A 24,601-nucleotide genomic window follows, 5' to 3' on the forward strand; every position below is an offset into this window, starting at 1 on the left:
ATGCAGTTCAGCGAATTATTGGCAGCGATTTCCACCCATGCGATCCGTCTGCAACTGGAAGAAGGCGACCTGATCATCCTCGGTGACGACGAAGCACTGGACGATGCGCTGTGGGATCAATTGATCGCGCACAAGCCCCGGCTGCTCGAACTGGTAGCCGAACATGGCGGCGACTGGCTGAGCCCGGCCTACCGCATCACCCCGGACATGCTGCCCCTGGTCAGTCTCGACCAGTCGGCCATTGACCGTATCGTCGCCGCCATCCCTGGGGGCGCGGCGAATGTGCAGGATGTCTACCCGCTGGCGCCGCTGCAGGAAGGCATGCTTTACCACCATCTGTCGGCGGAGCAGGGCGACCCTTACGTGCTGCATGCACAGTTCGAGTTCGACAGCCGCGCGCGTTTGCATGCGTTTGCCGAAGCGTTGCAATGGGTGATCGATCGCCACGATATCCTGCGCACCTCCATGGTCTGGGAGCGTCTCGACGAGCCGTTGCAGGTGGTGTGGCGCAAGGCGAGCCTGGTGTGCGAGGCCGCGGATGTCGATACCCGCAACTACCGCATGGACCTGGGCCAGGCGCCGCTGCTGCGGCTGGTGTTTGCCGAAGACCCGTCCAACGGCCGCGTGGCGGCAACGCTGCTGTTTCACCACACCATCCTTGATCACACCGCGCTTGATGTGGTTCGCCATGAAATCCAATTGTACCTGGCGGGCGAGCAGGCTCAGGCGGGAGAGCCCGTGTCGTTTCGCAGCTATATCGCCCAGGTGCGCCATGGCGTCAGCGAGCAGGCCCATGAGGCCTTTTTCCGCGAGATGCTGGCGGATATTGACGAGCCGACGCTACCCTTCGGTTTGCAGGACGTACAAGGCAATGGTCTCGGCATCGACGAAGCGCGCATCCCGGTCGACAGCGCGCTAAGCCGTCGTTTGCGCATCCTGGCGCGCCCCCTTGGCGTGAGTGTGGCAAGCATGATGCACCTGGCGCTGGCCCGCGTACTGGGCGTGGTTTCCGGCCGTGACGCCGTGGTGTTCGGCACCGTGATGCTTGGGCGCATGGGGGCGGGCGAGGGGGGTGAACGGGCCTTGGGCATGTTCATCAACACCTTGCCCTTGCGCGTGGACGTGGGCGGGCAGGGCGTGCATGCCGGGGTCAAGGCCACCCACGAACGCCTGACCACCTTGCTCAACCACGAACATGCGTCCCTGGCGCTGGCCCAGCGTTGCAGTGGTGTCGCCGCACCGACGCCGCTGTTCAGCGCTATGCTCAACTACCGCCACAGCGCCGCCACGGACATGGCCGAGGTGATCGAGGTGGCCGAGGGCATCCGCGTGCTCAGCGCTGAGGAGCGCACCAACTACCCGCTGACGGTCAATGTCGATGACCTGGGTGAAGATTTCGCCCTGACCGTGATGGTCGACGCGTCGATTGGTGCCGCACGTGTCGCCACTTACCTGCACACCGCCCTGGCAAGCCTGGCCGATGCCCTGGAACAGCGACCGGATATGCCGCTCAGCGGCCTGAACATCCTGCCCGACGCCGAACGCCACACCCTGTTGCACCACCTCAATGAAACCCCCGCGCACTACGCCGACACCGCCCTGATCCATCAACACGTCGAAACCCACGCCGCCGCGCAGCCCGAAGCCATAGCCTTGCGCTTTGACAACCAACGCGTGAGCTACCGCCAACTCAACGAGCGTGCCAACCAGGTCGCTCATCGCCTGCTGGCCCAAGGCATCCGCCCTGATGACCGGGTGGCGATCTGCGTAGAACGTGGCCCTGAGATGATCATCGGCCTGCTCGGCATCCTCAAGGCCGGCGCCGGCTATGTGCCGATCGATCCGGCCTACCCGCTGGAGCGGATCGCCCACACCCTGGCGGACAGCACGCCTTTGGCCGTCCTGGTGCAAGCCAATACCCGTCACTTGGTCGGCGACCTGCCGGCGATCGACCTCAATGACGTGCGCGGCGAATCCATCGTCAATCCACGGGTCACTGTCAGTCCGGCCAACCTGGCCTACGTGATCTACACCTCAGGCTCCACCGGCCAGCCCAAAGGCGTGATGATCGAACACCGCCAGGTGGCACGCTTGTTCACCGCCACCGAGCACTGGTTCGGCTTCAACCGCAACGACGTGTGGGCGTTGTTCCACTCCTTCGCCTTCGACTTTTCGGTATGGGAAATCTGGGGCGCGCTGATGCATGGCGGCCAGTTGCTGATCGTGCCGCAACTGGTCAGCCGCTCACCGGATGAGTGTTATTCGCTGCTCTGCGAAGCCGGCGTGAGCATCCTCAATCAGACGCCGAGCGCTTTTCGCCAGTTGATTGCCGCACAAAGCCAGAACCCGCAATCCCATTCCTTGCGCCAGGTGATTTTCGGCGGCGAGGCGCTGGAGCCGGGCATGCTCAAGCCGTGGTACGCCCGTGCGATCAACGCGGGGACGCAACTGGTGAACATGTACGGCATCACCGAAACCACCGTGCACGTGACTTATCGCGCCCTGGAAGCGGCGGATGCACAGTTGGTCGGCGTCAGTCCGATTGGTGTGCGCATTCCTGACCTGCAGCTGTATGTGCTGGATGCGCGCCGTGAGCCACTGCCGTTTGGGGTGGTTGGCGAGTTGTACGTCGGCGGTGCCGGTGTGGCCCGTGGTTACCTCAACCGTGATGTGCTGACCGCCGAACGTTTCCTGGCCGACCCAATCACCGGCCAGCGCATGTACAAGACGGGCGACCTTGGCCGCCTGCTGGCTGACGGTAGCGTCGAATACCTGGGGCGCAACGATGACCAGGTGAAGATCCGCGGTTTCCGCATCGAACTGGGCGAGATCGAAGCGCGCCTGGCCACTGCTTCCGGGGTGCGTGACGCAGTGGTCATCGCTCGTGAAGACGAACCGGGTGACAGGCGCCTGGTGGCTTACGTGATTGCCGAAGGGCAATTGCGTGCCGCCGACCTGCGTGATTATCTGCTGCTGAGCCTGGCCGAACACATGGTGCCCAGCGCCTTTGTGTTGCTGGATAAATTCCCGCTGACCACCAACGGCAAGCTCGACCGCAAGGCACTGCCCGCGCCGGACGCAGACGCGCTGGCCCGTCGCGGTTACGAAGCCCCGCAAGGCGCGGTGGAAACCGCCATTGCCTCGATCTGGCAAGACCTGCTCAAGCTCGATCAGGTGGGCCGCGACGACAACTTCTTCGAGCTGGGCGGGCATTCCTTGTTGGCGGTCAAGCTGATTGAACGCATGCGTCAGGTCGACCTCAGCGCCGACGTACGCGTACTGTTCGGCCAACCGACCCTGGCGGCACTGGCCGCTGCGGTGGGCGGGCAACAGGAGGTGCAGGTCCCGGCCAACCTGATTACCGACGGCATCCAGCAGATTACCCCGGACATGGTGCCGTTGGTGGAATTGGACCAGGCGGCCCTCGACCACATCATCCAGAGCATGCCCGGGGGCATCAACAACGTGCAGGACATCTACGGCCTGGCGCCATTGCAGGCCGGCATTCTTTATCACCACCTGGCAACCACCGAGGGCGACCCCTACGTGTTGCAGGTGCAGTTCAGCTTCAACGACCAAACGGCGGTGGATGCATTTGTCCGCGCGCTGCACAGCGTGATCGAGCGCAACGATATCCTGCGCACCGCGATTCTCTGGGAAGGCCTCAACGAGCCGGTGCAGGTGGTCTTGCGCCAGGCAGTGCTGGCCGTCGAGCGCAGCGAGGAGACACTTGCCCAACTGCAACAACGCTTCGACCCTCGTCACTTTCGCCTCGACCTGAGTCGCGCTTCACTGATGCGCTTTGCCTACTCAGAAGATCAAGGCCGTTTTGTCGGCATTCTGCTGTTGCACCACATCCTGCTGGATCACACTGCTTTGCAGGTGCTGGTGGATGAAATGAGTGCCAGCCTGTCCGGCAACAGTGCGCAATTGCCCGATGCCGTGCAGTACCGCAACTACGTGGCCCAGGCGCGACTTGGGGTCAGCCAGGCCCAGCACGAAGCGTTCTTCAGCGAGATGCTCAGCGATATCGATGAGCCGACCTTGGCCTTCGGCCTGCAGGATGTGAATGGCGACGGCAGTGGCATCCTCGAAGCCCATCTGCCGCTGGAACCTTCACTGAGCCTGGGCCTGCGCGAACAGGCGCGGCAACTGGGGGTGAGCACTGCAAGCCTGGTGCATTTGGCCTGGGCCCAGGTGCTGGGGCAGGTCTCCGGCCAGCAGGAGGTAGTGTTCGGCACCGTGTTGCTGGGGCGCATGCAGGGCGGTGAGGGCGCCGACCGCGCGTTGGGCATGTTCATCAACACCTTGCCGCTGCGGGTCAGCCTCGGCACCGTCGGTGTACAAGCCGGCGTGCGCGCCACCCATGCACGCCTGGCGCAATTGCTCGGGCATGAGCACGCCTCGCTGTCCCTGGCCCAGCGTTGCAGCGGCGTGCCGGGTTCGTTGCCGCTGTTCAGTACCTTGCTCAACTATCGCCACAGTGCACCGGGGGAATCACCGGGGGACAGCCCGTTCGCAGCCTGCGGTATTCAGATTCTCAGTTCCGAAGAGCGCAGCAACTACCCGCTGGTGCTCAACGTCGATGACCTGGGCACAGGCTTTGCGCTCACCGTGCAAGGCGTGGCGACCCTGGAGGTGCAACGCGTGGGCGACTACATGCTCACCGCATTGCGCCACCTGGTGACCGCGTTGCAGCAGGCGCCCACCACGCCGTTGCAGGCCGTGTCGATCCTGCCGGCGGCCGAACGGCATCAACTGCTGGTGGAGTTCAACGCCACTGCCCGAGACTACCCGTCGCAACTCACCGTGCACCAGTTGTTCGAAGCCCAGGCGCTGGCTCGTCCAGAAGCAGTCGCGGCCGTGCATGGCCAGCTTTCGTTGAGTTATCGCGACCTCAACCGTCGCGCCAACCGCCTGGCCCACCACTTGCTCAACCAGGGTGTGCAGCCGGGCGAAAGCTTGGCGATTGCGCTGCCGCGCTCCCTTGATTTGCTGATCTGCCAGCTGGCGATCCTCAAGTGCGGCGCGGTGTATGTGCCGCTGGACGTCAATGCGCCCGTCGAGCGCCAGGCGTTTATCGTGCAGGACAGTGGCGCGCACCGGGTGCTCAATAACCTGGCCGACCTGAACCTGAATGACCAGTCGCCACGTAATCCTGAACTGCCGCAGTCCGCCGAAAGCGTCGCCTACATCCTCTACACCTCTGGTTCCACCGGGGCGCCCAAAGGGGTGCAAGTGCCGCACCGCGCCATCTCGCGCCTGGTGCTCAACAACGGTTATGCCGACTTCAACGAACACGACCGCGTGGCGTTCGCCTCCAACCCGGCCTTCGATGCCAGCACCCTCGACGTGTGGGCGCCGTTGCTCAATGGCGGCTGTGTGGTGGTGGTCGAGCACGAGGTACTGTTGTCCCAGGCGGCCTTTGCGTCGTTGTTGCAGGAGCAATCCGTCAGCGTGCTATGGATGACCGCCGGGCTGTTCCACCAGTACGCCGACGCGCTGATGCCGGTGCTCCGCCAGTTACGCTACTTGATCGTCGGTGGCGACGTGCTTGACCCGCAGGTGATCGGCCGGGTGCTTGAACAGGGCAAACCCCAGCACCTGCTCAACGGCTACGGGCCTACCGAAGCCACCACGTTTTCCACCACCTTCGAGATCACCTCGGTGGGCGAGGGTGGCATTCCCATCGGCCGGCCGATTGCCAATGCCCAGGCCTACGTACTGGACCCACGCCAGCAACCCGTGCCGCTGGGCGTGGTGGGCGAGCTGTACATCGGCGGCGCGGGTGTGGCCAAGGGCTATTTGAACCAGCCACAACTGACCGCCGAAAAATTTATCCCGAACCCGTTTGGTGAAGGGGTGCTGTACCGCACCGGTGACCTGGCCTGCTGGCAGGCCGACGGCACCTTGCTGTACCAGGGACGCAATGACCTGCAGGTGAAGATCCGGGGGTTCCGTATCGAGCCCGGTGAGATCGAAACCTGCCTGGCCGGCTTGCCTGGCGTAAAGGACGCCGTGGTGCTGGCCCGCGAAGATGAGCCCGGCGACAAGCGTCTGGTGGCCTACTACACCGCCAGTGAGCCGCTGGAGATCGAAGCGCTGCGTGCCCACCTGCAAGGCCTGTTGCCGGACTACATGGTGCCCTCGGCTTATGTATGGCTGGAGCTGTTGCCATTGACCGCCAACGGCAAACTTGACCGCAAAGGTCTGCCGGTGCCGGACCAGAGCGCGCTGCTCAGTCGTGGTTTCGAAGCGCCGGAAGGCGAAGTGGAAACCCAGCTGGCGCAGATCTGGCAGGACGTGCTCAAGCTGGAACGCGTTGGCCGTCACGATCACTTCTTTGAATTGGGCGGGCATTCATTGCTTGCGGTCAGCCTGATCGAGCGCATGCGCCAGGTCGGCCTGAGCTGTGACGTGCGGGTATTGTTCAACCAGCCAAGCCTTGCGGCGCTGGCCGCTGCGGTGGGCAGTGGCCGGGAAATTGTAGTGCCGGCCAATGGCATTCCAACGGATTGCACGCAGATCATGCCGTCGATGCTGACCCTGGTGCAGCTCGACCAAACGGCCATCGAGCGAATCGTCGCGGGCGTGCCTGGCGGTGCTGCGAACGTGCAGGATATCTACCCGTTGGCGCCGTTGCAGGAAGGCATTCTTTACCACCACATCAGTGCCGAGCAGGGCGATCCGTACCTGCTGCAATCGCGCATGGCGTTCGACAGTATCCAGCGCCTGCATGCGTTCATGGATGCGCTGCAACAGGTGGTGGCCCGCCATGACATACTGCGTACCGGTGTGGTCTGGGAAGGGCTGGACAGCCCGGTGCAAGTGGTGTGGCGCGAGGCGCAGCTGGTTGTCCAGGAGGTTGCCTTGGACCCGGCGGACGGCGGCGTCATCGAACAACTGCATGCACGCTTCGACGCCCGCCATTACCGCCTGGACATCACCCAGGCGCCGCTGCTGCGCATGGTTTTCGCTCAGGATCCGCAACACAACCGCGTCGCGGCGATCCTGCTGTTCCACCATCTGGCGCTGGACCACACCGCCATGGAAGTGGTGGGCCAGGAGATGCGTGCATTCCTGTTCAACCAGGCGCAGGACTTGCCCGAAGCGGCGCCGTTCCGCAACTACGTGGCCCAGGCGCGCCTGGGTGTCAGCGTGGAGGAGCACGAAGCGTTCTTCCGCGACATGCTCGCCGACGTGGATGAGCCGACTTTGCCGTTCGGCGTGCAGGACGTGCAGGGTGATGGGCGTGATATCGAAGAAGCCGAACTGCCGGTGGAGGCAGCGCTGGCCCATCGGGTGCGCGAACAGGCGCGGCAGCTCGGCGTGAGCGCGGCGAGCCTGATGCATCTGGCCTGGGCGCAGGTGCTGGGGCTGGTGTCCGGGCGTGACGACGTGGTGTTCGGCACCGTATTGATGGGCCGCATGCAAGCTGGTGACGGCGCAGACCGCGCGCTGGGCATGTTCATCAACACCTTGCCGCTGCGCGTCGATGTGGCGGCGCCAGCTGCGCTCGCGGTCAAGGCGACCCATGGGCGCTTGAGCGCCTTGCTCGGTCACGAACATGCATCCCTGGCGCTGGCCCAGCGTTGCAGTGGTGTGGCGAATGCTTCGCCGCTGTTCAGTGCCTTGCTCAACTACCGTCACAGTACTCCCGGCGAAATGGCCCGCGACGGGCAGGGTATCTGGGAAGGTGTGCAGTTGCTCGGTGGTGAGGAACGCAGCAACTATCCGCTGACCTTGAGTGTGGATGACCTGGGTGAAGGCTTCGGCCTGACCGTCTTGGCGCTGCCGCAGATCGGTGCCCAGCGGATGTGCACCTACATGCATAACGCCGTCGACCAGTTGGTCGAGACGCTGGAAAACGCACCGAAGACTGCGCTCAACCAGCTACCGATTCTACCAACGGCGGAGCGCGAAACCTTACTGCGTGAGTTCAATGTCACCGCCAGCGATTTCCCCAGGGGCCACACGGTTCATGGGGCGTTCGAGGTCCAGGCCGAGCGCCAGCCTCACGCCATCGCCGTGGTGCAAGACGGCGAATCGCTGACTTACCAGCAACTCAACACCCGCGCTAACCAATTGGCCCACCATCTACTGCAACAGGGCGTACAGCCCGACGATCGCATTGCCCTCTGCTGCCGTCGCGGCCCCCAGATGCTGGTGGGCTTGCTGGGCATTCTCAAGACCGGCGCCGGCTATGTGCCGATTGACCCGGCTTATCCCGCCGAGCGTATTGCCTATCTGCTGCAAGACAGCGCCCCCGTGGCGGTGTTGGCTGAGGCCAGTACCCGCGATCTACTCGGCGCGGTTGCCAGCCTCGACTTGCACGATCCGCGCCTGCAGCAGTTCGCCGCCAGCAACCCGCAACTCAACGCGTTGAACCCGGCCCACCTGGCCTACGTGATCTACACCTCCGGCTCTACCGGCCAGCCCAAGGGCGTGATGGTGGAACACCGCACCGTGGAAAACCTGGTGCATTGGCACTGCGAGGCCTTTGGCCTGGATGCGACGGGCCACACCAGTAGCGTCGCCGGTTTCGGTTTTGATGCGATGGCCTGGGAGGTCTGGCCGGCGCTGTGCGTGGGCGCCACCCTGCACCTGCCGCCAGCCCATGTCGGCAATGAAAACATTGATGAATTGCTCGCCTGGTGGCTGGCGCAACCGCTGGACGTCAGCTTCCTGCCCACGCCCGTGGCCGAATACGCCTTCAGCCAGAACCTGCAACACCCCAGCTTGCGCATCCTGCTGGTCGGCGGTGACCGCCTGCGCCAGTTCACCCAGGAGCGACGCTTTGCGGTGATCAACAACTACGGCCCCACCGAAGCCACGGTGGTTGCCACCTCCGGCCGCGTGCGCGCCGGGCAGGCGTTGCATATCGGCCGGCCCATCGCCAATGCCAGCGTTTACCTGCTGGATGCGCACTTGCGTCCGGTGCCGGTGGGCGTAGCGGGGGAGCTGTATGTGGGCGGCAGCGGCGTGGCGCGTGGCTACTTGAACCGCCCGGACCTGAGTGCCGAGCGCTTCCTGCAAGACCCGTTCAACAAGGGCCGCATGTACCGCACCGGCGACCTGGCCCGTTGGTTGCCCGATGGCAATATCGAGTACCTGGGACGTAACGATGATCAGGTCAAAGTGCGTGGCGTGCGGGTTGAACTGGGTGAAATCGAAAGCCGCCTGGCCGCACTGGATGGCGTCGTTGAGGCGGTGGTGCTGGTGCGCGAAGGGCGTTTGATTGCCTGGTTTACCGAACGGCAACCGGTGGATATCGACACCCTGCGCGCGCAACTGCACGCCCAGTTGCCGGATGCCCTGGTGCCGGTCGCCTATGTGAAGCTGCATGCATTGCCCCTGACCGCCAACGGCAAGCTGGACCGCAAGGCGCTGCCGCAACCGGATCAGGCGGCGTTGCTGACTCGCGAATATGAAGCCCCCCAAGGCGAAGTCGAAACCACCCTGGCGCGGATCTGGGCCGAAGTGCTGCAGGTGGAGCAGGTTGGCCGCCATGACCACTTCTTCGAACTGGGCGGCCATTCGTTGCTGGCTGTCAGCTTGATCGAGCGCATGCGTCAGGTCGGCATGAGTGCCGATGTGCGCGTGCTGTTCAGCCAGCCGACCCTGGCTGCGCTGGCGGCTGCCGTGGGCAGTGGGCGCGAAGTGCAGGTGCCGGCCAATCGCATTCCCGCCGCTTGCCAACGTATTACCCCGGACTTGCTGTCCCTGGTGACGCTCGACCAATCGACGCTCGATCTAGTGGTCGCCCGCGTGCCCGGCGGCGCCGCCAATGTGCAAGACATTTATCCGCTGGCACCGTTGCAGGAAGGCATTCTCTATCACTACATCACCGCCGAGCAGGGCGATCCGTACCTGCTGCAGTCGCACCTGGCGTTTGACAGTGTCGAGCGCCTGCACGCGTTTGCCGAGGCCCTGCAACAGGTCATCAACCGCCATGACATCCTGCGCACCGGCATCGTCTGGGAAGGTCTCGCACAACCGTTGCAGGTGGTGCAGCGCAAGGCCGAGCTGTCGATGGATGAGCTGCATGTACACGGCGATGTCCTGGCCGGGCTGCATGAACGCTTCGATGCGCGGCGCTTTCGTCTCGATATCAGCCAGGCGCCGCTGATCCGCCTGGCCTACGCGAAGGACCCGGCCAACGCACGCGTGGTGGTGGTGTTGCTCTATCACCATATCGTCCTCGACCACACCGCGTTCGACGTCGTGCTGCGCGAAATGCAGGGCTACCTGCTGGGCCATGCGGCCCCGGCTGCGGCGCCGATGCCGTACCGCAACTACGTGGCGCAGGCGCGTTTGGGTGTCAGCGAGCAGGAACACGAACGTTTCTTTCGCGACATGCTGGCCGATATCGACGAACCGACTTTGCCCTTTGGCTTGCAGGATGTGCGCGGCGACGGTCGCGCTATCGAAGAGCACACTGTGTGCCTGGACGGCGACCTCAACCGCCGCCTGCGTTCGCAGGCCCGGTTGTTGGGCGTGAGCACGGCCAGCCTGTTCCATCTGGCGTGGGGCCAAGTGCTGGCGGCGACCTCGGCCCGGCACAGCGTAGTGTTCGGCACGGTACTGGTCGGGCGCATGGGCGGCGGCGAGGGCGCGGACCGTGCGCTGGGTGTGTTCATCAATACCTTGCCGCTGCGCCTGGATATCGATGATCAAGGCGTGCGCGCCGCCGTTCGCGCCACCCATGCCCGGCTCACCGCGTTGCTCGGGCATGAACATGCGTCCCTGGCGCTGGCCCAGCGTTGCAGCGGGGTGGCGGCGCCGGCGCCGCTGTTCAGCTCGATGCTCAACTATCGCCATCGCGGCGCCGCCACCCGCTCGCACGGCGCAGAGCAGGCCTGGCAAGGAATGCAGACACTGGTCAATGACGGGCGTACCAACTACCCGCTGACCTTGAACGTGGATGATCTGGGCGACGGTTATGACATCACCGCGCTGTCGCAGGTGGATGCGCAACGGGTTTGCGCTTACATGCAAACAGCACTGACCGGGTTGGTGCATGCCCTGGAGCAGGCGCCTAATCAGGCGCTGAATCGTCTGCCGATCCTGGGCGATGAGGAGCGGCATAAACTGCTGATCGAGTTCAATGCCACCGACGTCAGCTACGCCCTCGATCAAACCTTGCACGGCCTGTTCGAGGCTCAGGCAATGCGTACGCCGGGTGCCGTGGCGGTGAAGGCTGCTGATCAGCAGATCACTTACCAGCAGCTGAACGAGCGCGCCAACCGCCTGGCCCATCACCTGCGTGAGCGCGGCGTAACACCGGATTCGCGGGTGGGCATTTGCGTGGAGCGCGGCCTTGATATGGTCATTGGCCTGTTCGCCATCCTGAAGGCGGGCGGCGGTTACGTGCCGCTGGACCCGGCGTACCCGCTGGATCGCATTGCTTACATGCTGCAAGACAGCGCCCCGGTCGTGGTCCTGGCCCAAGGTGCGACACGCACATTGTTGAGCGATGTGCCTGTGATTGATCTGGACCACAACACCTGGCAACACCAGTCCGCGAGCAACCCGCAGGTGCCGGACCTGACTGCGCAGCATCAGGCCTATGTCATCTACACCTCCGGCTCCACCGGCCAGCCCAAAGGGGTGATCAACGAACACGCCGGTGTGGTCAATCGCCTGCTGTGGATGCAGGACGCGTATGGCCTGCAAGCCCATGACGCGGTCTTGCAGAAAACCCCATTCAGCTTTGACGTGTCGGTGTGGGAATTCTTCTGGCCGCTGTTTACCGGCGCCCGCCTGGTGATGGCACGTCCGGGTGGCCACAAGGAACCGGCGTACCTGTGCGAAGTGATCGAAGCTGAAAAGATCACCACGCTGCACTTTGTGCCGTCGATGCTTGACGTGTTCCTGGCCCACGGCGATGTCAGCCAGGCGGCCGGCCTGCAGCGGGTGATGTGCAGCGGTGAAGCCTTGCCGGGCAGCCTGGTACGGCGCTTCAAGCAGCAACTGCCGGGGGTCGCTCTGTACAACCTGTACGGCCCGACCGAAGCGGCGGTGGACGTCACCGCGTGGAACTGCGCGCGGCCTGAAGTACCGGACAATACGCCAATCGGCAAGCCGATTGCGAACACGCGCCTGTACCTGCTGGATGCGCAGTTGCAGCCGGTGCCCCTGGGCGTGGTCGGCGAGCTGTATATCGGCGGCGTGCAGGTGGCACGGGGTTATCTCAATCGTCCCGAGCTGACCGCCGAACGCTTCCTCCAGGATCCGTTCACCCGCGGCCGCCTGTACCGCACCGGTGACATTGGCCGCTACCTGCCCGACGGCAACATCGAGTACCTGGGCCGTAACGATGACCAAGTGAAGATTCGCGGCCTGCGTATCGAACTGGGTGAAATCCAGGCCCGCCTGCTCGAGCATCCGCAGGTCCTTGAAGCCGCCGTGGTAGCCCGCGAAGACCGCCTGATCGCTTACTACACCGGTGTGCAAACCGATATCGAAGCCCTGCGCGCACATCTGTTGCAGCACCTGCCGGACTTCATGGTGCCCGCGCTGTTCGTCCACCTCGACGCGCTGCCGCTGAGTCCCAACGGCAAGCTGGACCGCAAGGCGTTGCCCGCGCCTGGGGTGGATGCGCTGATCGTGCGCGAGTACGAGGCACCGCAGGGCGACACCGAAAGCCTGATCGCCGCGCTGTGGGCCGAGTTGCTCAAGGTGGAGCGGGTAGGGCGCCACGACAATTTCTTTGAACTGGGCGGGCACTCGCTGCTCGCGGTGAGCTTGATCGGGCGCTTGCGCCAGGAAGGCATGGAAGCCGATGTGCGTGCGTTGTTCGAACAGCCAACCCTGGCCGGCTACGCCGCTATGACCGAACGAATGGAGATCGTCCTGTGAGCATTCTCGAACTGCTGGCGACGCTGAAAACCAAGGACATCCAACTGGCGCTCAAGGGTGAGCAGCTGTCGGTGCAAGGCAATAAACAAGCACTGAGCGACCCGTTGATCCTGGCTGCGTTGCGCGAACACAAACCGGCGCTGATCGAACGGATCAAGGCTGGCGAATACTCGGCTATCAAGGCCGGTGAAGTGCAGGTGCCAGCCAATGGCATCCCAGCCAACGCCGAGCACCTCACCCCGGCCATGCTGACCCTGTCGACGCTGAGCCAGGAGGAGATCGAGCGGATTGTCGCCAGCGTCGACGGTGGCGTGGCGAATATCCAGGATATCTACCCGCTGACGCCGTTGCAGGAAGGCATCCTGTTCCACCATGTCAGCGCCGAGCAGGGCGACCCGTATGTGATGCAATCGCAGTTTGCGTTCGACAGCCTGGAGCGTTTCGATGCGTTCGCCCAGGCCCTGCAAACCGTGATGGACCGTCACGACATCTTGCGTACCGGGGTGGTGTGGGAGGGCTTGCAGGAGCCGTCGCAAGTGGTGTGGCGCCAGGCGCGCCTGCCGGTACAAGCGCTGCAGCTGGACCCGTCCGACGGCGATATCGCCGCGCAATTGCACGCGCAGTTTGATGCGCGTCACTATCGGCTGGACGTGACCCAGGCCCCGCTGCTGCGCCTGGTGCGTGCTGAAGACCCGGCAAACCAGCGGATTGTCGCCACGTTGCTGTTCCACCATATGGCTCTGGACCACAGTGCCCTGGAAGTGGTGTGTCATGAAATGCAGGCCTGCCTGCTGGGGCAGGGCGCTGCGTTGGGCCAGGCCGTACCGTTTCGTAACTATGTCGCGCAGGCGCGGCTGGGGATCAGCGAGCAGGAGCACGAAACATTCTTCCGGCAGATGCTCGGCGACATCAGTGAACCGACGTTGCCCTTCGGTTTGCAGGACGTGCAGGGCGATGCGCGCGGCATTGTCGAACTCAGCGTGCCGTTGGCGCCGCAGCTGAGTCGCCGTTTGCGCGCTCAGGCCCGGCAATCGGGGGTCAGCGCCGCGAGCCTGTTTCATCTGGGTTGGGCTCAAGTGCTAGGCGTTCTGGCCGGCAAGCAGCAGGTGGTGTTCGGCACCGTATTGATGGGCCGCATGCAAGGCAGCCATGACACCGATCGAGCACTGGGTATCTTCATCAACACGCTGCCGTTTCGCGTGGACGTGGACAGCCAGGATGTGCACGCCGGGGTCAAGGCCACCCATGCACGGCTGACGACATTGTTGCGCCACGAACATGCCGCACTAGCCCTGGCCCAACGTTGCAGCGGCGTGATCGCGCCAACGCCGTTATTCAGCGCCTTGCTCAACTACCGGCACAGCGCGCCAGCGGCCAGCGCCGAGGCGGTCTCGGCCTGGCAAGGGATCGTGGCCCTCAGCGCCGAGGAGCGCACCAATTACCCGCTGACCCTGAGTGTCGATGACCTTGGCGAAGGCTTCGGCTTGAGCCTTTTGGCCAGCACGCTGGTCGACCCGCAGCGCGTCTGCGCCTACCTGCAAACCGCCCTGGACAACCTGGTGACTGCGTTGGAACAGGCGCCGCACACCGCGCTCAACCAAGTGTCGGTGGTGCCTGCCGATGAGCAGCGTTTGCTGTTGGAGCACTTCAACACCAGCCACGCGGACTTCCCCCAGGGCACCACGCTGCACGCTCGCATCGAAGCCCAGGCCGCCCTCGCGCCGGACGCCATTGCCGCCGTGCATTCGGGCCGTCGGCTGACCTATGCCGAACTCAACCAGCAAGCCAATCTGCTGGCCCATCACCTGCTGGCGCTGGGAGTCAAGCCGGACGACCGCATCGCCATCGTCGCCCGCCGAGGCCTGGACACTCTCGCTGGCTTGCTGGCGATCCTCAAGGCAGGCGCCTGCTACGTGCCGGTGGACCCGACGCACCCGGCCGAGCGCCTTGCCTACCTACTGACCGACAGCGCCCCGGTAGCGGTGTTGACCCAGCACGCCTTGCTGGAGCGCTTGCCGGCCCTTGACGTGCCGGTGATCAACCTCGACCGCTACACCTGGCAGCACCATTCGACGAACAACCCCAAGGTTGCAGTTACGCCATCGAACCTCGCCTATGTGATCTACACCTCCGGCTCGACCGGCCTGCCTAAGGGCGTGATGGTGGAGCATCACACCGTAGCCAACCTGGTGGACTGGCACTGCACCGCCTTCGACCTGCGCGCCGGGCGCCACACCGCCAGCGTCGCCGGGTTCGGCTTTGACGCGATGGCCTGGGAAGTCTGGCCGGCGCTGTGCGTGGGCGCGACCCTGCACCTGCCACCGGCCCATGACGGCGGCGAAGATATCGACGCACTGTTGGCCTGGTGGTGTGCGCAGCCGCTGGACGTGTGTTTCCTGCCCACGCCGGTGGCCGAGTACGCCTTCAGCCAGCACATCGAACACCCGACGCTGCGTACCTTGCTGATCGGTGGCGATCGCCTGCGCCAGTTCGGCCGGGCGCAGCGCTTTGACTTGATCAACAACTACGGACCGACTGAGGCCACCGTGGTTGCGACTTCGGGCAAGGTCGAGGCTGGCCAGCCGTTGCATATCGGCAAGCCCATCGCCAATGCCACTGTCTACCTGCTGGATGAGCAACAGCGTCCCGTCCCATTGGGCGTGGCAGGGGAGTTGTACGTAGGCGGCAAAGGCGTGGCGCGGGGTTACCTGAACCGCCCGGAGCTGACCGCCGAACGTTTCTTGCAAGACCCGTTCAATACCGGGCGCATGTACCGCACCGGCGACCTGGCGCGCTGGCTGCCGGACGGCAATATCGAGTACCTGGGCCGTAATGATGACCAGGTAAAAATTCGCGGGATGCGCATCGAACTCGGCGAAATCGAAACCCAGCTCAACCAAGTGGCGGGCATCCAGGAAGCCGTGGTGCTGGTGCGTGACGAGCGGCTGGTGGCGTATTTCACTGAAAACCGCCAGCTCGACCCCTTGGCGGTGGGCGACATCCGCGCCCATCTGGTGACGCACCTGCCGGACTACATGGTGCCGGTCGCCTACGTGAAGCTGGACGCGCTGCCCCTGACCGCCAACGGCAAGCTGGACCGCAAGGCCTTGCCGGTGCCGGACATGGCCGCGGTATTTACCCGCGAGTACGTCGCCCCCGAAGGTGAGATCGAAAGCGTGCTGGCGCAGATCTGGGCCGATGTGCTGCACGTCGAGCGCGTCGGGCGTCGCGATCACTTCTTCGAACTGGGCGGGCATTCGTTGCTGGCGATGCGCATGGTATCGCAGGTACGCCAGCGCCTCGGCGTCGAGTTGCTGCTCGGTGACTTGTTTGCCAATGCCGAACTGGCCGCCGTCGCCGAAGTGCTGGCCCAGGCCGGTCGCGGCACCTTGCCGGATATCCTCCCGGCCAATCGCGATGAACAGGTGCCGCTGTCCTTTGCCCAGCAGCGCCTGTGGTTCCTCGCCTTGATGGAAGGCGCCAACACCGCCTACAACATTCCTATCGGCCTGCGTCTGCGCGGGCAGCTGCATGTCGAAGCGCTGCAACGGGCCCTGGCGCGCATCGTCGCGCGTCATGAAACCCTGCGCAGCCGCTTCGCCCAGCACGGTGATGACGCCCAGGTGCTGATCGTGCCCGCCGAAGACGTGCTGCCCCTGCAAGTGCAGGACCTGCGCCGCCATCCGCAACCCCAGCAGGCGCTGGATGCGTTGATCCACGGCGAGGCCTCGGCACCGTTCGACCTGGAGCGCGGCCCGTTGCTGCGTGGGCGCCTGGTGGTCATGGCCGACGATCACCATGTGTTGTTGCTGACCCTGCACCACATCGTCTCCGATGGCTGGTCCATGGGCGTGCTCACCCGAGAGCTGATGGCGCTGTACCAGGCGTTCAGCCACCGCCAGCCCGACCCGCTGCCGCCGCTGCCGATCCAGTACGGTGACTTTGCGGTATGGCAACGTTTGTGGCTCAGCGGCGAAGTGCTGCATCGCCAGAGCACCTATTGGCAGCAGGCGCTGGCAGGTGCGCCGGCCTTGCTCACCTTGCCGACCGACCGTCCGCGCCCGGCGCAGCAGGACTACGCCGGCAGCAGTGTCGAGGTGCGCCTGGACGAACGTCTCACCGCCGGGCTCAAAGCCTTGAGCCAACGCCACGGCACCACTTTGTACATGACCTTGATGAGCGCCTGGGCGTCCTTTCTGGCGCGGTTGTCCGGGCAACAGGATGTGGTGATCGGTTCACCCGTCGCCAATCGCACGCGCAGCGAGGTGGAAGGGCTGATCGGGCTGTTCGTCAACACCTTGGCCGTGCGCATCGACACCTCCGGCGAGCTGAGCACCGAAGCGTTGCTGGCCCGGGTCAAGGCCCTGGCGCTGGAAGCCCAAGCCCATCAGGACCTGCCTTTTGAGCAGGTGGTGGAAATCACTCGGCCGCCGCGCAGCCTGGCTCACAGCCCACTGTTCCAGACGCTGTTGACCTGGCAGGACAGCAGCGCGCCCACCCTGGCGTTGGGCGATTTGGCCTTGGAAGGTATCGTCGAGAACAGCCACTTCGCCAAGTTCGATCTGTCCCTGGACTTGAGCGAAGTGCAGGGCACGATCATCGGCGCGCTGGAGTACGCGGTGGCGCTGTTCGATGAGTCGACGGTGCAGCGTTATGTCGGCTACTTCACCCGGGTGTTGCAGGCCATGGTCGATAACGACCAGGCGGTGCTGGAGCATGTGCCGCTGGTGGATGAGCGTGAACGTCAGCATCTGTTGTTCAACTTCAACGCCACCGAGGTGGCCTACGACCTCGACCAGACCTTGCACGGTATGTTCGAAGCGCAGGTGGCGCGTACGCCGGATGCCGTCGCCGTCAAGGCCGATGACCGGGTATTGACCTATGCCGAGCTGAATGCACGCGCTAACCAGCTGGCGCATCACCTGCTGGAAATGGGCGTTCAGCCCGACTCACGGGTTGCTATCTGTGTGGAACGTGGCCTGGATATGGTCATCGGCCTGTACGCGATCCTTAAGGCAGGTGCCGCTTATGTGCCGCTGGACCCGGCGTATCCGCTGGAACGTATCGCCTACATGCTGGAGGACAGCGCGCCGGTGGCGGTGCTGGCCCAGGGCGCGACACGCGGGTTGCTGGGAGACGTGTCGGTGGTCGATCTGGATCGGCCGACCTGGCAGCACCATGCCATCGACAACCCCGACGCGCAGGCCCTCAGCGCCTACGTGATCTACACCTCCGGTTCCACCGGCCAACCCAAGGGCGTGATCAACGATCACCCCGGTGTGGTCAACCGCCTGCTGTGGATGCAGGACGCCTATGGTCTGCAAGCCCATGACCGGGTGCTGCAGAAAACCCCCTTTAGCTTTGATGTGTCGGTGTGGGAGTTCTTCTGGCCGCTGTTCACGGGCGCCTGCCTGGTGATGGCGCGCCCTGGCGGTCACAAAGACCCTTCGTATCTATGCGATGTGATTGCAAATGAGCACATTACTACGCTGCACTTCGTGCCCTCGATGCTCGACGTATTCCTGGCCCATGGCGATGTGAGCCAAGCCAAAGGGTTGGTGCGCGTAATGTGCAGCGGCGAAGCCTTGCCGGGCAGTTTGGTGCGGCGCTTCAAGCAGCAACTGCCGGGCAGCGAACTGCACAACCTGTATGGCCCGACCGAAGCCGCCGTCGATGTGACCGCGTGGGACTGCACCGGTCCGGTGACGCCGGACAATACGCCCATCGGCAAACCGATCGCCAATACCCGCATGTACGTGCTCGATGCACAGATGCAGCCAGTGCCCTTGGGCGTGGTCGGCGAGTTGTTCATCGGCGGCGTGCAAGTGGCGCGCGGTTACCTCAATCGTCCCGAACTGACCGCCGAACGCTTCCTCAAGGACCCATTCACCGACGGTCGCCTCTATCGCACCGGCGACGTGGGCCGCTACCTGGTGGACGGCACGATCGAATACCTGGGACGCAATGACGATCAGGTGAAGATTCGTGGCCTGCGCATCGAACTGGGGGAAATCCAGTCGCGCCTCACCGACTATCCATTCGTGAACGAAGCCGCCGTGATCGCCCGCGATAATCGTCTGATCGCTTACTACACCGGGGCTTTCAGCGAAATTGACGCGTTGCGCACCCACCTGTTGCAGCACCTGCCGGAGTTCATGGTGCCGGCCATCTTCGTGCACCTCGACACCTTGCCCCTGAGCCCCAACGGCAAGCTCGACCGCAAGGCATTGCCCGCGCCGGGCCTGGAGTCGGTGGTGGTGCGCGAATACGAAGTGCCCCAGGGCGACACGGAAATCGCCCTGGCCAGCCTGTGGGCCGAGTTGCTCAACGTGGAACGTGTGGGCCGTCACGACAACTTCTTTGAACTGGGCGGACACTCGTTGCTCGCGGTGAGCCTGATGGGGCGCATGCGCCGCCTCGGGTTGTCGGCGGATGTGAAGGTGTTGTTCGGCCAGCCGACTTTGTCAGCCTTGGCGGCGGCATTGGGCGGTGGTCGTGAGGTGGCGGTGCCGGCCAATCGCATCGCGCCCGATTGCACTGCGATCACGCCGGATATGTTGCCATTGATTCAACTGGACCAGCCGACCATCGAACGTATCGTCGCCCGCATTCCGGGCGGCGCGGCGAATGTGCAGGACATCTACCCGCTGGCGCCGTTGCAGGCCGGCATGCTGTATCACCATCGTGCGGTGCAGGGCGCTGATGACTATGTGCTGCGGGCGCAGTTTGCGTTCGACAGCGCCCAACGCCTGGAGGCGTTTGCCCTGGCCTTGCAGGCGGTGATCCAGCGCCACGACATCCTGCGTTCGTCGTTCCACTGGGACGGCCTGGAAGAGCCGGTGCAGGTGGTGTGGCGCCAAGCATCGCTGCGTGTCGAACGCGGGGCGGTGCCGGAACGGCTCGATCTGTCGCAAGCCCCGGTGATGCGCCTGGTGGTCAATGAGGACAGTGCCACGTTGCTGTTCCATCACCTGGTGATGGATCACATCGCCCTGGAAATCCTGCAACATGAGATGCAGGCGTTCCTCATGGGCACGCAGCATACCTTGGGTGCGGCTGTGCCGTACCGCAACTATGTGGCCCAGACTCGCGTGGGCGCAGAGGATCACGAAACGTTCTTCCGCGAAATGCTCGGTGACATCGATGAGCCGACCCAGGTCGAGCGCCTGGGCGGCAATGAGCAGATTCAACGCCCTCTGGATACAGACTTGAGCCAACGCCTGCGCGCGCAAGCCCGGCAAGCTGGCGTCAGCGCCGCCAGCCTGATGCACCTGGCCTGGGCCCAGGTACTGGGCAAGGTTTCGGGCCGCGATTCGGTGGTGTTCGGCAGCGTGATGCTTGGTCGCCTGCAAGGCGGTGAAGGGGCCGAACGGGCCATGGGGGCGTTTATCAATACCTTGCCGCTGCGGGTCGACCTCGGTGAACGCTCGGTGCGCGACGCGCTGCGGGCCACCCACGCACGACTCAGCCAGTTGCTCAGCCATGAACAGGCGCCGTTGGCGTTGGCCCAACGTTGCAGCGGCGTGCCGGTGGCAACGCCGCTGTTCGACACGCTGTTCAACTATCGCCACAGCACGCCGCAGGCTGCCAGCGAAGCGTGGCAGGGCATTCGGTTGCTCAAGGCTGAAGAACGCAGCAACTATGGCTTGTCAGTGAGCGTGGATGATCTGGGGGATGGTTTCTTCCTGAAAATCGTGGGGCAGGGTGCGCGCCGGTTGTGCGGCTACTTGCAGGTTGCCGTGGAACAAGTGGTGCAGGCGTTGGAGCAGGGCAGCGCAATGGGCATCAGTCACTTGCCGATCCTGCCTGTCGTCGAACGCCAGCAACTGCTGGATTTCAATGCCACCACGCGCCCCTTCCCGCGCGAACACACGGTGCAACGCCTGTTTGAAGCCCAGGCCCAGGCACGTCCCGGCGCATTGGCGGTGCTGCATGGCGGACAGTCGCTGAGTTATGGCGAGCTGAATACCCGCGCCAATCGCTTGGCCCATCACCTGCTGGGCCTTGGGCTGCGTCCCGGTGATAACGTGGCGATCCTGTTGCCGCGCTGCCGGGACCTGCTGATCAGCCAACTGGCCGTGCTCAAATGCGCCGCCGCCTATGTGCCGTTGGATATCAACGCACCCGCCGAACGCCAGGGTTTCATGGTGCAGGACAGCGGTGCGGGCTGGTTATTGACCCGCAGCGATATTGCCGTCGACTACGCCGTACAACGGTTAGACCTGGACACCCTGGCGCTCGACCCCCAGCCCAACCACAACCCGGACCTGTCGCAGTCCTCGAACAGCGTGGCGTACATCATGTACACCTCCGGTTCCACCGGTACGCCGAAAGGTGTGTTGGTGCCCCATCGCGGCATCACCCGCCTGGTGATCAATAACGGTTACGCCGACTTCAATGCCAGCGACCGCGTGGCCTTTGCCTCCAACCCGGCGTTCGACGCCAGCACCATGGACGTGTGGGGCCCGCTGCTCAATGGCGGCCAGGTGCAGGTGATCGACCATGCCACCTTGCTCGACCCGGTGGCCTTTGGCGTGGCCTTGGCGGACGCAACGGTGTTGTTTGTTACCACGGCATTGTTCAACCAGTACGTGCAGCTGATTCCCCAGGTCCTGGCAGGTTTGCGCATCCTGCTGTGCGGCGGCGAGCGTGCCGACCCGGCTGCCTTCCGCAGCCTGTTGGCCCAGGCGCCGGCGTTGCGTCTGGTGCATTGCTATGGGCCGACCGAAACCACCACTTACGCCACCACCTATGAGGTGCGCGCGCTGGCTGATGACGCCGACAGCGTGCCGATCGGCCGACCGATTTCCAACACGCAGGTCCATGTGCTGGATGCGCACCTGCAGCCGTTGCCGCTGGGCGTGACTGGTGAAATCTGCATCGGCGGAGACGGTGTGGCCTTGGGGTATCTGAATCGACCTGATCTCACCGCTGAAAAGTTTGTGCGCGACCCTTTGAATGAGGACGCCTTGATGTATCGCACCGGCGACCTTGGCCGTTGGACAGGCGACGGCCTGCTGGAGTGCATCGGGCGCAATGACGATCAGGTGAAGATCCGTGGATTCCGTATCGAGCTGGGCGAGATCGAGGCGCGCCTGGCGACCTTCGCCGGTATCCAGGAGGTGGTGGTGTTGGCGCGCGAGGATGCGCCGGGAGACAAACGCCTGGTGGCCTATTTCACCTGGGCAGATGAGCCCATCGACATCGACAGCGTACGCGCCTATCTGCAGGGCCAATTACCGGAATACATGCTGCCGTCGGCCTTTGTGCCGCTGGATCAGCTGCCGTTGACCGCCAACGGCAAGGTCGACCGCAAGGCCTTGCCGGTGCCGGCCCTGGAAACCTTCAACCGCCGTGAGTTCGAAGCCCCGACCGATGGCCTGGAGCACACCCTGGCGCAGCTGTGGGCCGAAGTGCTGAAGCTGGAACAGGTCGGTCGCCATGACAGCTTCTTCGAGTTGGGCGGGCATTCATTGCTGGCGATCCGTCTGGTCAACCTGATGGAAGACGCGGGGTTGCAGGTGTCGCTGGCCGAACTGTTCCAACACGCCAGCGTGGCCTCCGTTGCCGCAATGCTGCGCCAGCGTACGGATGAGACGGTGCGTGAGACTTCGGTGATCACGGTTCGCACCGGTGGCTCGCAAGCGCCCTTGTTCCTGGTCCACGAATTCAGCGGCATGGACGTGTATTTCCCTGCGCTGGGTCAGCATCTGCCCGGTGACTATCCAATCTACGGCTTGCCCGGTGTGGCGCTTGGCGATTCTCATCTGAACACCATGGAGGGCCTGGCGGCGCGTCTGGTCGGGTTGATCCGTGGCATTCAACCCCATGGGCCTTACCGGATTGCCGGCTGGTCGTTTGGTGGGGTGCTGGCCTATGAAGTGGCGATGCAACTCTTGGGGCTGGATGAGGCGTTGGAATTTCTCGGCCTTATCGACAGCTACGTGCCGCGCATGACCGATCAGGGCAAGGCCCGCTGGAGCGGCCCGGACGCGCTCAAGCGGCATTTGCTGCTGCAGTGCACGGCCTATTGGAAAGCACAAGGAGATGTGGATGAGTTGGCGAGCCTTGAACAATTGGAGGCAGGTATTGGATCTCTGGACTTTGCGGGCCTGCTGCAGCGTTGTCGCGATAAAGGTTTGCTATACGCGCAAATGGCGGCGGCTGCGGACGCGGACCTCTTGAGTTTTATCGAGCGGGAAGTCGGGCACGGGCATGCACTGGCACATTACAGCCTGTTTTCGTTGCCGATCGCGGTGCATCTGTTCAGTGCGAGTGAGCGCCCGACCGAGTTGTCGCGGCGCAGTGAATCCCTGGGGTGGAATGAGGTGTTGGCGCCGGGGCAATTGCGCCAGGTGGCGGTGCCGGGGGATCACCAGAGCATGATGCAGGCGCCGCATATCCAGGCGCTGGGCCGGGCGATGGTTGAGGCTCTGGGTGCTTGTACGCCGCAGGTTCAGGCTCAGCACCAACCGTTGCTGAGGATTCAGAGTGGGCGTGCGGGATATACGCCGGTGTTCTGTGTGCCGGGGGCTGGAGACAGCGTTACCGGATTTGTCGCCTTGAGCGAGGCATTGGGGCGGGATTGGCCGCTGTTCGGCTTGCAACCGCGTGGGTTGGAGGGTGAGGCGGTGCCTCATAGCCAGGTGGAAGTGGCAGCGGCTTGTTACGTGAAGGCGTTGGAGCAGGAATGTCCGCAGGGGCCGGTGCATCTGGTGGGGCATTCGTTTGGGGGCTGGGTTGCGCTGGAGATGGCGTTGCGATTGCAGGCGGCTGGGCGGCAGGTGGCGTCGTTGACGGTGATCGACAGTGAGTCACCGGAGCGCGCCGTTCGGCCCTATACGACGACGGCGGCGTTGATGCGGTTGATTGAGGCGATGCAGTTGTCGGCCGGGAAGTCGTTGGGGATCGACCTGGTGGACTTTGCCGGGCGTGATGAGGTGGCTCAGCGCCGGCAGTTACACGCTGGGATGGTCGGCGTTGGTCTGTTGCCTGGGCGCTCTTCTGTGGATGCGATGGATGGGCCGGCGCGGACTTATGCGGCGGCGTTGCGCACGCAGTATCGGCCTGGTGCGCGCTTTAAGGGCGTGGTTCGGTTGGTGTTGGCTGAGGATCCGGCGCTGGATGCGGCGGGGAATCAGCGGGAGCAGGGGTTGATGGTTGAGGGGTGGCGGCGGCAGGGGAGTGGGTTGCAGGTTTGGTATGGCGGGGGGAATCACTTTACGTTGCTCAAGGCGCCCAACGTTTTGGGGTTGGCGCGGTGGTGGGTGGATGGTTTGGTGGTTGGGGAGGTTGTGTCGTGAGGGGTTTGTCGGTGTACATATCCGTTGCTGCGGTCACGGCCACTTATGGTTCCGCTCTTACAGCGGGTCACTTTTGGAAAGGCCGGAAGCCGGCCCAGCCAAAAGTAACCAAAAGGCCTTCGCCCCACCACTCGGCACCTCGCCTAGGCTCGGTGTGCCCGAACGTAGGCTTTAGAGCGTGGGCCGCCGCGCTGGGCCATCCTTGGCCCAGCGCGGCTAACCCGGCGTCCTGCCGGGTTACCCACGCTCCAAAGCCTACGTTCGGCCAGCGTGGTTTTACGGGGCGCCGAAGATCAAAAGCAAAAGCGCAGCGGCCTGTTAGCCGACCGGTTTCTGGAAGCTGGTTTCGGTCCAAATGTGGGAGCGAGCAAGCCCGCTCCCACAGTTTAGATCTCCTATATCAGGAAGATATCAAACGGCTCTGGCTCTTTTTTTGA

2 protein-coding genes are annotated in these 24,601 nt (G+C 64.0%); both read left to right on the plus strand.

Annotated elements, in window-relative coordinates:
• Complete coding sequence (locus LVW35_RS11345; RefSeq protein WP_233895548.1) at positions 1–12,861, plus strand: non-ribosomal peptide synthetase; 12,861 nt, start codon at positions 1–3, stop codon at positions 12,859–12,861.
• Positions 12,858–24,164, plus strand: a complete 11,307-nt coding sequence (locus tag LVW35_RS11350) for a non-ribosomal peptide synthetase (protein WP_233895550.1) — start codon at positions 12,858–12,860, stop codon at positions 24,162–24,164. Before LVW35_RS11345 ends, LVW35_RS11350 begins: the two co-directional genes overlap by 4 nt.
• The last annotated feature ends 437 nt before the right edge of the window (positions 24,165–24,601 follow it).

The organism is Pseudomonas sp. HN11 (genome assembly GCF_021390155.1).
In the GTDB taxonomy this organism is placed as follows: domain Bacteria; phylum Pseudomonadota; class Gammaproteobacteria; order Pseudomonadales; family Pseudomonadaceae; genus Aquipseudomonas.

What these genes read in the sequence shown, in the direction of transcription:
- LVW35_RS11345 (WP_233895548.1), top strand. Translation starts at nt 1, where the DNA reads ATGCAGTTCAGCGAATTATTGGCAGCGATTTCCACCCATGCGATCCGT.